Raw genomic sequence first — 13,416 nt, forward strand, 5'->3', positions numbered from 1 at the left:
ATCCGGTACGGCGTTCAGGCCGTGCATGGCGCGCTGTCGGCCAGCACGCCCGCGATCCAGCCGCCCACCTTCTCGAAGCCGCCGAACGGGAAGACATGCAGACGGACAATGCCATCGCTCACGGGGCCATCGCTCGCGGGGCCATCCTTCGCGGGATCGAGCCGGGCGCCCAGCCTGGCGATGAAATCGTCGGGGCCTGCCTGCCCCAGCAGACGACTGAGCGAAAAGCCGTATTTCGCCACGGCGCTGGCCGAGGCGGTCACACCACAGCGCGCAGCATAGCGCAGCAGGGTGCGCACGCTGGTCGGGCCGGGAATACCGATGCGGATCGGCGCAGTAATGCCGCGCGCACGCACCTCGCCGATCCAGTCCGCCACGCGATCGGGATCGAAGGAGAACTGGGTGACGATCTGCGCCTCGATACCACGCGCGGACAGGGCCTGCAGCTTGGCAGCGAGCGCGGACCACAGCACGTCCTGCGCCACATCGGGATGACCATCGGGGTGGCCCGCGACGCCGATGTGCGTGAAGCCGTGCTTCTCGAACAGCCCGCTCTCGATCAGCGACAGACTATCCATGAACGGTCCCTCCGGCCGGGCAATGTCGCCCGCGATCACAAAGGCGCGCGTCACCCCCGCGTACAGCGCCATCGCGGCAAGCTGGCTGTCGAGCGCATCGAGCGAAACAATCCGGCGCGCGCTGAAATGCGGCACGGGTTCAAGACCCGCCGCGCGCACAGCCTGACAGGCACGCAGGCGTGCCGCGTCATCCTCGTTGGCAAGATAGGGGACATAGACCTCCTGCGGGCGCGGCATCGCTCTCGGCAGATCGGCAAGTTTGCCCGCATCGGCTACAGTCGTCTCCAGACTGTAGCCTTCCAACAGTACTTTGACGGAAGCCATACAGGGTGCATCCTCGAATTCTGGTTATGCACCTGTGCCTGCCATCGCCGGGCCTGCGGGAATAGGAGCCGAACCCGCAACAATGTGGTGCGGACGGCGGCGTCTTTGCCCGCCGGGTAAACGTATGGATTGGCGGCCTGCACCGCTGCGCGGGCTTGCAACGCCCGCGCCCACCGGGCGTCGCGTGGTCCATCGCCGCTGTTACCGATCCCGCGACAATGTTGCGCCAATTCGTGCCATTCCGCCCCCCGCCGCTTGCTTGCTAGGTCACAGGGCGAGGCCGTGAACACACGGCATCACGAGGATCACCCGGAAAGGATTTGAGAGATGAAACCCAAGAGCCTGCAGCAGGCCATCGACGATGCCGGTTCGCCCATGGGTGTGGTGTGGAAGCCCAACGCCAAGGCTTGGGAAGTTCCCGTCATCAAGCCCGAATATATCGGCTGGCGCGAGGAACAGGCCGCCTGGCGCGATGGCGTCGCGCTCAGCGACCTGTCGCATCACATGTGGGATCTGTGGATCGAAGGCCCCGATGCCCAGCGCCTGCTGATGGACTATTCGGCCAACAACTACGAGAATTTCGTCGTGGGGCAGGCCAAGCAGTTCGTGCCCGTCACCGAGCGCGGCCTGCTGATCACCGACGGCATCCTGATGCGCGATGCCGAAGAGCGCTTCAACCTGTCGGGCGTTCCGGCCTCGCAGTCGTGGATCCGTTATCAGGCCGAAGTCGGCAAGTACGACGTCGAACTGAAGGTCGATCCGGATTCGGGCCTGCGCAAGGAAGGCCAGCCGATCGTCTTCCGCTTCCAGATCCAGGGCCCGCTGGCCATGGCGCTGAGTGAAAAACTGTTCGGCGGTCCGCTGCCGAAGACCAGGTTCTTCCACTCCACCCCGGTCGAACTGGAAGGCCGCAAGTTCCGCGCCTTCCGCCACGGCATGGCGGGGATGCCCGGCTACGAGTTCATCGGCGACTGGACCGATGCCGCTTTCGTGAAGGACGCGATCCTGAAAGCGGGCGAGGAATTCGGCATCGTCCATGTCGGCGGCAAGGCCTACTATACCAATGGCATCGAAAGCGGCTGGATTCCGACGCCGACGCCCGCGATCTTCACCGATCCCGAGCTTGCCGGCTATCGCGAGTGGCTGAGCGTGTTCTCCTACGAAGGCCAGAAGCCGCTGCACGGCAGCTTCTATTCGGACGATATCGCCGATTACTATGTCTCGCCCTATGAACTGGGCTACGGCAAGTCGATCGCCTTCACGCACGACTATTGCGGGCGTGAAGCGCTGGAGAAGAGCAAGGATGCTATCGCCCGCCGCAAGCGCACACTGGTCTTCGACGAGGCCGACAGCGCCCGCGTGTTCGGCAATCCCGACTATCTCAACACTTATGGCCGCTACCGTCTGGAAACCGCCGATGGCCAGCTGGCGGGCATGTCGTTCCAGACCGGCCTGATCGGCCCGCTTGGCAAGATCCTCTCGCTGGCGCTGGTCAACGATGCCGTTGCCGCGCCGGGCACCGAGCTGACTTTCGTGTGGGGGGAACATCCGGGTCCGGGCAACGCCGTCGATGGCGACTACGGCTTCGAGAAGCTGAAAGTCACCGTCGCCTCGTCGCCCTACAACGATCACGCGCGCACGGATTACCGCAAGGACTGATCCGCCGCCGACCTCTCACGAAAAAGCCCGCCTTCATCAGGCGGGCTTTTTTTATGGCTTCGCAAGGAATACCGCGATCACACCGGGAAGCGCCGGTGCTTGAACCAGTCTGCCAGAAAATGGATCAGGGCCCGGCTCTTACGCGGGGCATCCCCGCCCGGCGCAAAGGCGATGTAGAGCGGCCTGCGCGCCACCGGCAGTTCGGGCAGGACTTCGATCAGGCCGCCCTTCTCCAGCTCCTGCCGCACGATCCCCTTGGGCAGCATGGCGATACCAAGGCCGCTGGTCGCCGCTTCGCGCAAGGCGAAGACGCTGTTCGAGGTGTAGCGCGGCGGCTGCGGCAGGGTGACACGCTCGCCGTTCTCGAAGCTCCACGCCACTTCCCCCAGCTTGGCAAGGCACGAATGGCCAGCCAGTTGCGATACGCTTTCCGGCTTTTCGTGTTCGTCGAAATAGCCCGGCGCCGTCACCAGCACATGCTCGATCGCACCGATCTTCTTCACCATGATCGAGGAATCGCGCAGGATATTGGGCTGGATGCACAAGTCGTACCCCTGTGCCAGAAACTCGTGCGGGTGCGAGGCAGAGGGTTCCTCGAAATAGATGCGGATATTGACGCCGGGGTGCAGTTGCGCGAACTCGGCGGTCGCCAGCGAAATGCCGAAGCTGCCGATCCAGATCGGACACTGGATCGAGATTTCGCCCTCGATCTCATCGCGGATCGCGGCAAGTTGCTCCTCGCCGTTGCGGATCTCGCCCAGAACGCGCTCGCACAGGGCACTGTACCGTAAGCCCGCCTCGGTCGGCGTCACCAGCCGGGTCGTCCGGTTGAGCAGCTTGATGCCCAGATGCGCCTCCAGATCGGCGACATGGCGCGAGACCAGCGTGCGCGAAATCGCCAGATCGTCGGCCGCCATCGTGAAATTGGCGTACTTCACGACCTTGAGGAAGGTCGTCATCGTCGTCAGCCGGTCCATGTCGCCCGTCCCAATCGTGTTCTGTTTCTAATTCCGCGACAATACGCCGAATGGGCAACAAAGCGATATTTCACCGACCATGGCGGCGATAAATTCTGGACCTGAGCGCACCCTGCACTGCCTGCTGAGGCCGATGCCTTATCCTTCCGTACTGCCCGGCCAGCTTTTCTATTTTATAGAATAGACTTACGGATTTTATCCGTCTGATCGGAAAAGTCTATTTCTCTTACAAAGGGCTCAACGAAGCGGATCGCTCCGAATACCGCTCACCTGAGGAGACACCACGATGATCGAACTTCCCTCTTTCCACAGCCCCGGCATCGGTTTTCCCAGGGCACGACACTTCACAGATCGCAAAGCCTGAATCCCCAACCCCTTCTCCGATCATATGTAATGCCAAGGGCTGATCTCGCGCAGATGCAGCGCGGCCCATAACTCTCTCACAAACTCGAAAATAGCTGCCCCGCCATCCGACTTTTCGACCCGGTCGAAAGTTTGGACGCGACCTTCTGCGCCTTCCGAAGCGGTCACGCCGTTTTTCAGAATGCGCTTCCACCTTAGAACCCAAAGGATCTGACTATGACGCTTACTGCCACTGCCACCGCCGGCAACTCGCTTCTCTCGCCCGACAATCACGCCCTCGTCCTGATCGATTTCCAGTCGCAGATGGCCTTTGCCACCAAGTCGATCCCGGCAGAGCTGCTGCGCAACAATGCGGCCCTGATCTCGCGCGGCGCCAAGTCGTTCAACGTGCCGACGATCCTGACCACGGTTGCCGAAAAGAGCTTTTCCGGCCCGATGTTCGACGAGATCACTGAGGCGTTCCCCGGTCAGAAAATGCTCGACCGCACCTCGATGAACACCTGGGAGGACGAAGCGGTGATCGCCGAAGTCAACCGCATCGGCAAGCCACGCATCGTCTTCGCCGGGCTGTGGACCTCGGTCTGCATCGTCGGCCCGGTCGCTTCCGCCATCGAGCAGGGCTTCGAGGCTTACGTCATCACCGATGCCTGCGGCGACATTTCTCCCGAAGCCCATGAGCGCGCTGTCGAGCGGATGGTCCAGCTGGGCGCCGTGCCGATGACCTCGCTGCAGTACCTACTCGAACTCCAGCGCGACTGGGCCCGCACCGAGACCTACGAGAGCACCACCGGCATCGCTGCCAAGTGGGGCGGCGCCTACGGCCTGGGCATCAAGTACGCCAAGACCATGTTCGGTGCCTCCGAAGGCGGTCACTGATACACTGCTCGGGACCGGCCGCCGATCTTCTTCTCCCGCCTCCTCATCGGCGAGGCCGGCCCCACCCTGTTGGTAACTTTCAATTGCCGCTTTACCCCTTTTCTGTCCATTTCAACCCGTTTCAAAAGGATTACTCTGATGGCCACCATAACCACCGCCGATGGCGTCGAAATCTTCTACAAGGACTGGGGTCCGAAGGACGCACAGCCGATCGTCTTCCACCACGGCTGGCCTCTCTCGTCGGACGACTGGGACACCCAGATGCTCTATTTCCTGAGCAAGGGCTTCCGCGTCGTCGCCCATGACCGCCGCGGCCATGGCCGCTCGGCACAGGTCAGCGAAGGGCACGACATGGACCACTACGCCGCCGATGCCGCCGCGGTGATGGAACACCTCGACCTGAAGAACGCCGTCCATATCGGCCATTCGACCGGCGGCGGTGAAGTCGCAGCCTACGTCGCCCGCTACGGAATCCCGCAGGGCCGCGTCGCCAAGGCCGTGCTGGTCAGCGCCGTACCGCCGATCATGCTGAAAACCGAGGCCTATCCCGGCGGCCTGCCGATCGAGGTGTTCGACGGCCTGCGCGCTGGCCTCGCCGCCAACCGCGCGCAGTTCTTCCGCGATGTCGCCGCAGGACCGTTCTACGGTTTCAACCGCGAGGGCGCCGACGTGAAGGAAGCGGTCATCGACAACTGGTGGCGTCAGGGCATGATGGGCAGCGCCAAGGCCCATTACGAAGGCATCAAGGCCTTCTCCGAGACCGACCAGACCGACGATCTGAAAGCGATCACCGTCCCCACCCTCGTCCTTCACGGCGATGACGATCAGGTCGTGCCCTACAAGAACGCCGGTGTGCTGCAGGCCGAGATCCTGCCGAATGCGACGCTCAAGATCTATCCGGGCTTCTCGCACGGCATGCTTACCGTCGATGCCGACACCATCAATCCCGACCTGCTCGCCTTCGTGCAGGCCTGACGCGAAACGCCGGGGAGACCGAACCGATGAAAGCCTACCTTTTCTCGCTTGCCGCCGGACTGCTGGTGGGTGTCGTCTACTCTCTCCTCGGCGTCCGTTCACCGGCGCCGCCAATGATCGCCCTGGTCGGATTGCTGGGCATCCTGCTGGGAGAGCAGATCATCCCCCTTGCGGGCAGCGTGCTGGCGAAGAACCACCTCGCAGCAGTGGCACTGTCAGACTGCCGCGAACACGTCCTCGGGCGCCTGCCCGGCCACAAAGACAACGCCTGAAAACCGGGGCCTGAAAACCGGGGCCTGAAAACTAAGGCCTGAAAACAGGGCCGGAAGGATACGCTCATGACCGATACCATCATCATCAACGCCAAGGTCACGACCCTCGACCGCGAAAATCCGCAGGCAGAGGCCGTCGTCATCCGGGACGGCAAGTTCCTGACCGTCGGCAGCGAACAGGAAGCGCGCGAGGCCGCCGCCCCCGGCGCCACCGTGATCGACGCCAAGGGCCGCCGGATGATCCCCGGCCTGATCGACAGCCACATGCACATCATTCGCGGCGGCCTTAACTTCAACATGGAACTGCGCTGGGACGGCGTGCCGACGCTGGCCGATGCCATGGCGATGCTGAAGCGGCAGGTCGACAACACGCCCGCCCCGCAATGGGTTCGCGTGGTCGGCGGCTTCACCGAACACCAGTTCGCCGAAAAGCGCCTGCCCACCATCGAGGAACTGAACGCGGTCGCGCCCGACACGCCGGTGTTCATCCTCCACCTCTACGATCGCGCGCTGCTCAACGCCGCTGCGCTGCGGGTGGTGGGCTATACCAAGGACACGCCCAACCCGCCGGGCGGCGAGATCGTGCGTGACGCGGCAGGCAATCCCACCGGATTGCTGCTGGCCCAGCCCAACGCGACGATCCTCTATTCCACGCTCGCCAAAGGGCCGAAACTGCCGCAGGACTATCAGGTCAACTCGACCCGGCATTTCATGCGCGAAGTCAACGCGCTGGGCATTACCGGCGTGATCGATGCGGGCGGCGGCTTCCAGAACTATCCCGACGATTACGAGATCATCGAGAAGCTTCACGCCGAAGACCAGCTGACCGTGCGCATCAGCTACAACCTGTTCACGCAGAAGCCCAAGGAGGAACTGGCCGACTTCTCGGGCTGGGTGAAGCAGGTGACGCCGGGACAGGGGGACGACACCTATCGCCACAACGGTGCTGGCGAGATGCTGGTCTACTCTGCCGCCGATTTCGAGGATTTCCGCCAGCCCCGCCCGGACATGGCGCCCAGCATGGAAGGCGATCTCGAGCCCGTCATCCGTCTTCTGGCCGAACATCGCTGGCCCTGGCGCCTGCACGCGACCTATGACGAGACCATCGGCCGCGCGCTCGACGTCTACGAGAAGGTCAACCGCGACATTCCGCTCGAAGGCATCAACTGGTTCTTCGACCATGCCGAGACGATCAGCGACCGCAATATCGACCGGATCGCTGCGCTCGGCGGCGGCATCGCCGTGCAGCACCGCATGGCCTATCAGGGCGAGGATTTCGTCAAGCGCTACGGCGCCAAGGCCGCCGAGCGTACCCCGCCGATCTCCCGCATGATCGCCGCCGGTATCCCGGTGGGTGCGGGCACCGACGCCACCCGCGTCGCCAGCTACAACCCGTGGGTCTCGCTGTCATGGCTGGTCACGGGACGCACTGTGGGCGGCCTCTCGCTCTATCGCGGCGACAACCGCGTGAGCCGCGAGAAGGCGCTGCGGATGTGGACGCACGAGAACACCTGGTTCTCGAACGAGGAGGGCAAGAAGGGCCGCATCAAGGCAGGCCAGCTTGCCGATCTTGCGCTGCTTTCGGACGACTATTTCTCGGTGCCCGACAACGAGATCGTCCACATCCGCTCAGTGCTGACGCTCCTCGGCGGCAAGGTTGTGCACGGCGAGGGCGACTATCGCCCGATCGCGCCGGAACTGCCAAAGCCCATGCCCGACTGGTCGCCGGTCGCGACGTTCGGCGGCTATTACCAGTCCCCGGAAACCAAGCAGAAGCTGGCGTCTGCCTGCGGTTGCCACTCGGCCTGCGGTGTTCACGGGCACGACCATGCCGCCGCGCTGGGGGCCGATGTCCCCGCCGCCGATGTCCAGAGCTTCTGGGGATCGCTGGGCTGCGGCTGCTGGGCGGTCTGACACCATCTTTTCTATAAAATAGAACGTATCGAACGATTTTATTCGGATCGATAGCAGTTCGATTGCGACGTACATCAAACCTGCGCCCGGTCATGAAGAGACCGGGCCCGGGACGATGAAACTCACCCCAAGGAGCCCCCCATGAAGCGCTTTACCCTGTTGATCGCCGCCGCCGTCATTGCCTCGGTCCCCACCGCCATTCCGGCCATGGCCCGGACCGCCGCTGTCGCCTCCACCCCCGACTTCGCGGTCGGCCCGCAGTACGACACCACCCATGTCTACGTGCCCGCCGACCAGTTCGATACGTTCGTGTCCAGCTTCTCGGCCACCTTCGGGGGCACCACCAGCAAGCAGGGCGAGTTTCAGGTCACGCCGACCAAGAGCCTGACCAAGTCGCAGCTGGTGCTGACGCCCGCCGGTTCGGTCTCGGTGTTCGGCTTCAAGACGCCGATCCCCTATCCCTTCGGCGCCGAGCGCACCGGCTATCTCGTCACCGACATCGACGCCGCGATTCCCGCCGCCGTGAAGCACGGCGCAACCCGTCTGCTGACGACGTTCCCCGATCCGATCGGCCGGGATTCGCTGATCCAGTGGCCGGGCGGCGTGAACATGCAGATCTACTGGCACACGGTGAAGCCCAGCTACACCCCGCTCGGCACGGTGCCTGAAAACCGCATCTACCTGACCGCCGATGCTGCCGACACGTTCATCAAGAGCTGGACCGGCTATGCCCACGCCAAGGTCACGGCGGACGACAAGGCCGCGGACGGCGCCCAGATCGGCGAGCCCGGCAAGACCATCCGCCGCGTCTCGATCCACAGCGGCTATGGCGACATGGTGGTGTTCGTCTCGGACGGCCTGCTGCCCTGGCCCTATGGCCGCGACATGACCGGCTATGCCGTACCCGACCTTTCGGCAACGCTTGCCAAGGCCAAGGCCGCCGGTGTCCAGACGCTCGTCGCGCCTGCCACCTACGGCAAGCGCCAGTCGGCAGTGGTCGAGTTCCCCGGCGGCTACATCGCCGAAATTCATTCTGACGCCCACGCTGGAGCCTGACCCATGCGCACCCCGTCGTTCGTAAACACCGTGCTCGACTTTGCGCCGACGGGGTTTCTGGCCCGCGTGTTGCTGGTCAGCGCCTACCTGCTGGGTGGTGTGGTGAAGCTGGGAGACTGGCCCGCCGCACTCGCCGAGCAGGCCCACTTCGGCCTTACCCCGCCAGCGCTCTGGGCCGGGATCACCATCGCGGTGGAACTGATCGGGCCGCTGCTGATCCTCTCGGGCCGTCTGGTCTGGCTGGGCGCAGGGATGCTCGGGGTGTTCACCGCGCTGGCGGCCTGCGTCGCCAACGCCTTCTGGACGATGCCCGCCGGCCCTGAGCGCTTCGCCGCAACCAATGCCTTCTTCGAGCACATGGGCCTGACCGGCGCCTTCGTGCTGGTCGCCATGCTGGCGCGCAAGGCTCAGGCTCAGGCTCAGGCTTTGGCCCGTGCCTAGGCTGGCGTTCGTCGCGATCATCGCGGCACTGCTCGCCCCCGAAATCGCCCACGCCGATCCGCACGAGGCCTGGCAGGCGCCAACGCTTTCGATCACCCGCTACGACGAGGACTGGTCCGACCTTGAGGATGCCGACAAGCGCGCGCACCACTGGACCGGCCAGTTCAAGTACATCCCCATTACCGATGACGTCTGGGTCTCGACCGGGATCGAACTGCGCGCCCGCAACGAGAACTATCAGAACAACCTGTGGGGCGGCGGCGATGCCCCGAACGACAGTTATCTCTGGCTCCGCGCGATGCCCTATGCCGACTTTCACGCCGGCAAGGTGCGCGCTTTCGTGCAGCCGATCATCGCCACCTCGATCGGCGTGAAGCCACAGGCAAGTCCCGTCGACGAAACCGGTGCGGACCTGTTGCAGGGTTTCGTCGAGGCCGATCTCGGCAAGGTGACACTGCGCGCCGGTCGCCAGATGCTGTCGCTCGGCACCGAGCGGCTGGTCGGCACGCGCTACGGCCCGAACGTGCCGCTCGCCTTCGACGGCGTTCGCAGCGATGTGAAGCTCGGCAAGGCGACCGTCAGCCTGCTGGCGATGCGCCCGGTCCAGCCCGGCACGGCGAGCTTCGACGACCGTACCTCGTCCGACAAGTCGCTGTGGGGCGTCTATACAACGCTGCCGGATCTCGATCTCTACTATCTCGGCTTCCGCAACGACCGCGCCACATGGAGTGGGACGACGGGTGGCGAGACGCGCCACACGCTCGGCGCACGCTGGCATGGCCTGCGGGACAACTGGCACTGGAACATCGAAGGCGCCTACCAGTTCGGCCACTTCTCAGACGAGACGATCTCCGCCTGGACGCTGGGCAGCGAACTGGGGCGCGCCTTTCCCGATGTGCCGCTGCACCCGGACCTGACCTTGCGCGTGAATGTCGTCAGTGGTGACGGCAATGCCAAGGATCATCGACTTGGCACGTTCAATGCGCTGTTTCCCAAGGGCAAATACTTTGGTGAACTATCGCCCATCGGCCCTTACAACATCGTCAATCTGCACCCTTCCGTCGGCGTGCAGTTGAGCCCCAAGATCTCGGCCAGTCTCGCGGGCGCCGCCTACTGGCGCTATTCGCGGGCAGACGGGATCTACGACATTCCGGGCAACCTCGTGCGCGCCGCAGGCGATGCCCGGGCGCGCTTCATCGGCAAGGAAGTGGAGGCAACGCTGGCCTGGCAGGCGACGGCGGAGCTGGAGCTTTCGGCCTCGCTTTCCACTTTCGCGCCCGGCGCCTTCATCCGCGAGACGGGCAGCGCCAGGGCGATCCACATGCTGGGCCTCGAAAGCAATTTCCGCTTCTGACGCTTTTCCAGAAAGTCGAACAATCACGATGATCTTATTCGACTGAGAATATGGATCGTTTGCCTTTAGGCCCTCTGCAACGCCATCGTTCAGGAGATCACACTTATGCCCGCCGCCCCTGCTGCTCCGTCTTCCGCGCTCCCCCGCCTGCTGCTGGTCCTGTCCGCGACGACCGGGCTTGTCGATGCCGCATCCGTGCTGGGCCTTGGCAAGGTCTTCACCGCCAACATGACCGGAAACGTGGTGTTCCTGGGCTTTGCCGCCGCAGGCACGCCGGGCTTCAAGACCGGCCCGGCGCTGCTGGCGCTGGCGACATTCATGGTCGGCGCCTGGGGCGCGGGACGGCTCGGTCGCGCCCATGCCCAGCGCCCCTTGCGGCAATGGCTGACCTGGGCCGCGGTGGTCGAGGGTGCGCTGCTCTGGCTGGCCGCCGCGCTGGCGCTGCGTGTGGATGTGGCAGCGCAGGCGCCCGAGTTCGCCGTGCTCGGCGTGATCGCGCTCACCGGGCTTGCCATGGGCCTGCGCAACGCCACGATCCGCCAGCTCAAGGTGCCCGATCTTACCACCACGGTTCTGACACTGACCATCACCGGCATTGCCGCCGACCAGACGGGCCGCACCACGCCCAACTTCGTGCGGCGTTTCGGCGCGGTGCTGTCGATCTTCGCAGGGGCCACCGTGGGTGCGCTGCTGTTGCGCTTCGGCGGCCTTGCCTGCCCGCTGGCGCTCGCCGGAGCACTCGTGCTGGGCGCGACGATGGTCTTCGTGCGGCACCCGGCCTCGGCGCTGCCGCGCGCCTGAGCAGCGCCATACCTCACACGTCGCCCAGGCCTTCCAGTTCGACATCGCCTGCGCCCAGCGCAACGAAGCGATCGAGCAGCCATGTCGCGGCGGGACCGGGCGGCGTATCGCGCCGCCAGATACCGGAGAAACGGTACATACCGCCTACATGGTCGGGCATGGCAAGACGCACCAGCGCGCCCGTCACCAGATCGTCCTCGATCATCGCCAGCGGCATGTTGCCCCAGCCGATACCCTGCAGCAGCAACGCGTGCTTGGCGCCAAGATCGGCCAGACGCCAGGTGCGCGGGCTGAACACGGAATAATCCTGTCCGGCGGTGAAGCGCGAGCGATCCGTCAGCACCAGCTGGATATGCTCGCGCCCGGCGCCCGGCTCGATCGGCATCATGCGTGCCAGCGGATGATCGGGCGCGGCCACCGGCACCATCGCGACCGATCCTGCCGAGCGGCTGTCGATCCCGTCCACCCCTGCCGAAAGCGGGCCGGACACACCAACGATCGCCTCGCGATCCAGCACCAGCGCGGTAATCGCGCCCAGCGCCTCGGCGTGAAGCCGCAGTTGCACCGTCGGGAATTTCGCCGCGAAATCGCGCAGCACCTGCCCCACCCGCTCGGCAGGCAGCATCACGTCCAGCGCCAGATTGACCTCGGCCTCCAGCCCATCCAGCATGCCCTTCACTTTGGCACGCAGGCCGTCGATCCCCTGCGCGATCGTCTTGGCCTCGGCCAGAACGGCACGCCCCTGTTCGGTCAACTGCGGTCGCCGCGTGCCTTCGCGCGCAAACAGGATGACGCCCAACTGCATCTCCAGATTGGAGATACCGTAGCTGATGACCGAGACCGCGCGGTTGAGCTTGCGGCCTGCACCTGCGAAACTGCCGGTCTCCACGACGGTCAGGAAGATCGTCAACTGGTCGAGCGTCGGCGTGCCGGGGTTATTCACTTTTCCATTTCCTCGAATAGACTGATGGATTTTATCCATCTGAACGAAAAAGATCGCAACCCCTACAAAGGGCTCAACGAAGCGGATCGCTCTGAAGCGCCGCTTTCTGAGGAGATATCACGATGATCGAACTTCGCCCTTTCGAGAGCCTCGGCGGCGCAAACCACGGCTGGCTCGATGCCAAACACCATTTCTCATTCGCCGATTATCACGATCCGGCCCGCGTACACTGGGGCAACCTCAGGGTCTGGAACGATGACACCATCGCCCCCAAGACCGGCTTTCCGCCGCACCCGCACCGCGACATGGAAATCATCACCTATGTTCGCGAAGGCGCGATCACGCACGAGGACAATCTGGGCAACAAGGGCCGCACCGAAGCGGGTGACGTGCAGGTGATGAGCGCGGGCACCGGTATCCGCCACTCCGAGTACAATCTCGAAGACGTGACCACGAAGATCTTCCAGATCTGGATCATCCCCACCCGCAACGGCGAGGCTCCGAGCTGGGGCGCCCGCCCCTTCCCCAAAGGCGAGCGCGCAGGCCGCTTCGAGACACTGGCCTCGGGGTACGAAGGCGATGGCGATGCCCTGCCGATCCGCACCGATGCCCGCATCGTCGCGGCGACGCTGAAAGCGGGCGAGACGGCGGAATATGCCATCGGCGCCGAACGCAAGGGCTACCTCGTCCCCGCCACCGGTGCGGTGCAGATCGACGAGGTACGCGTCAACGCCCGCGACGGCGCCGCGATCCGCGACCTCGATACGATCCGCGTCACCGCCATCGAGGACAGCGAGATCGTTCTCGTCGATGCGGCATAACGTCGAGACGAGATAGCAATACCGGCGACAGGCCCCGTCTCAGGTGAGGAGCCTGTCGCCGG

At 64.4% G+C, this 13,416-nt stretch carries 13 protein-coding genes; 10 read left to right on the forward strand and 3 right to left on the reverse strand.

What is annotated here, in order from left to right; all coding sequences use genetic code 11:
• Positions 1-14: 14 nt before the first annotated feature.
• Positions 15-902: a methylenetetrahydrofolate reductase gene (locus tag AC3EC3_RS12490; RefSeq protein WP_488489945.1), complete on the reverse strand. Its 888-nt coding sequence runs from the start codon at positions 900-902 to the stop codon at positions 15-17.
• A gap of 327 nt (positions 903-1,229) precedes the next feature.
• On the opposite strand from AC3EC3_RS12490, the gene AC3EC3_RS12495 reads away from it, so the two are divergent.
• The gene (locus AC3EC3_RS12495) at positions 1,230-2,561 is read left to right on the forward strand and encodes an aminomethyl transferase family protein (protein WP_488489946.1); all 1,332 of its coding nucleotides are present in this window, start codon (positions 1,230-1,232) and stop codon (positions 2,559-2,561) included.
• 77 nt (positions 2,562-2,638) lie between these two features.
• Here the strand turns inward: AC3EC3_RS12495 and AC3EC3_RS12500 are convergent, their stop codons facing one another.
• Complete coding sequence (locus AC3EC3_RS12500; protein WP_488489947.1) at positions 2,639-3,538, reverse strand: LysR family transcriptional regulator; 900 nt, start codon at positions 3,536-3,538, stop codon at positions 2,639-2,641.
• A gap of 579 nt (positions 3,539-4,117) precedes the next feature.
• Here AC3EC3_RS12500 and AC3EC3_RS12505 point away from each other — a divergent pair.
• The 8 genes from AC3EC3_RS12505 to AC3EC3_RS12540 all read left to right on the forward strand — a co-directional run bounded on the left by AC3EC3_RS12505 (position 4,118) and on the right by AC3EC3_RS12540 (position 11,590).
• Positions 4,118-4,777, forward strand: a complete 660-nt coding sequence (locus AC3EC3_RS12505) for a hydrolase (RefSeq protein ID WP_488489948.1) — start codon at positions 4,118-4,120, stop codon at positions 4,775-4,777.
• Positions 4,778-4,915: 138 nt separating this feature from the next.
• The gene (locus AC3EC3_RS12510) at positions 4,916-5,752 is read left to right on the forward strand and encodes an alpha/beta fold hydrolase (RefSeq protein ID WP_488489949.1); all 837 of its coding nucleotides are present in this window, start codon (positions 4,916-4,918) and stop codon (positions 5,750-5,752) included.
• Between the two features lie 26 nt (positions 5,753-5,778).
• On the forward strand, positions 5,779-6,024 hold the full coding sequence (locus AC3EC3_RS12515; protein ID WP_488489950.1) for a DUF1427 family protein: 246 nt from the start codon (positions 5,779-5,781) through the stop codon (positions 6,022-6,024).
• Positions 6,025-6,090: 66 nt separating this feature from the next.
• Complete coding sequence (locus AC3EC3_RS12520; RefSeq protein WP_488489951.1) at positions 6,091-7,938, forward strand: amidohydrolase; 1,848 nt, start codon at positions 6,091-6,093, stop codon at positions 7,936-7,938.
• 141 nt (positions 7,939-8,079) lie between these two features.
• Complete coding sequence (locus AC3EC3_RS12525; protein WP_488489952.1) at positions 8,080-8,994, forward strand: VOC family protein; 915 nt, start codon at positions 8,080-8,082, stop codon at positions 8,992-8,994.
• Positions 8,995-8,997: 3 nt separating this feature from the next.
• The gene (locus AC3EC3_RS12530) at positions 8,998-9,435 is read left to right on the forward strand and encodes a DoxX family protein (protein ID WP_488489953.1); all 438 of its coding nucleotides are present in this window, start codon (positions 8,998-9,000) and stop codon (positions 9,433-9,435) included.
• 1 nt (position 9,436) lies between these two features.
• Positions 9,437-10,789 (forward strand): alginate export family protein, encoded by a 1,353-nt coding sequence (locus AC3EC3_RS12535; protein WP_488490070.1) that lies wholly within the window; start codon positions 9,437-9,439, stop codon positions 10,787-10,789.
• A gap of 105 nt (positions 10,790-10,894) precedes the next feature.
• On the forward strand, positions 10,895-11,590 hold the full coding sequence (locus AC3EC3_RS12540; RefSeq protein ID WP_488489954.1) for a YoaK family protein: 696 nt from the start codon (positions 10,895-10,897) through the stop codon (positions 11,588-11,590).
• Positions 11,591-11,603: 13 nt separating this feature from the next.
• On the opposite strand, the gene AC3EC3_RS12545 is transcribed toward AC3EC3_RS12540, so the two are convergent.
• Positions 11,604-12,533, reverse strand: a complete 930-nt coding sequence (locus tag AC3EC3_RS12545) for a LysR family transcriptional regulator (protein WP_488489955.1) — start codon at positions 12,531-12,533, stop codon at positions 11,604-11,606.
• Positions 12,534-12,655: 122 nt separating this feature from the next.
• Between AC3EC3_RS12545 and AC3EC3_RS12550 the strand changes: the two genes are divergently transcribed.
• Complete coding sequence (locus AC3EC3_RS12550; protein ID WP_488489956.1) at positions 12,656-13,354, forward strand: pirin family protein; 699 nt, start codon at positions 12,656-12,658, stop codon at positions 13,352-13,354.
• Positions 13,355-13,416: the final 62 nt, after the last annotated feature.

This window comes from Novosphingobium sp. BAM6 (genome assembly GCF_057784955.1).